Genomic DNA, 201 nt, shown 5'->3' with positions numbered 1-201 from the left:
GAGCCTGTCGAAGGGGCGAAGAACGAGGACGACGCCTCGACAAGCTCGGCGACCGGCGAATCGGTCCCTGAGCCTGTCGAAGGGGCGAAGAACGAGGACGACGCCTCGACAAGCTCGGCGACCCGCGAATCGGTCCCTGAGCCTGTCGAAGGGGCGAAGAACGAGGACGACGCCTCGACAAGCTCGGCGACCGGCGAATCG

1 protein-coding gene is annotated in these 201 nt (G+C 66.7%); it reads left to right on the top strand.

Annotated elements, in window-relative coordinates; translation table 11 throughout:
- Positions 1-201: hypothetical protein (locus ACLQ2Q_RS22275; RefSeq protein ID WP_425824101.1), on the top strand; the 201-nt coding region annotated here is incomplete at both ends.

The sequence above is a fragment of the Microbacterium sp. DT81.1 genome, assembly GCF_049844955.1.
In the GTDB taxonomy this organism is placed as follows: domain Bacteria; phylum Actinomycetota; class Actinomycetes; order Actinomycetales; family Microbacteriaceae; genus Microbacterium.
This window is presented reverse-complemented; position numbering and strand designations above follow the sequence as displayed.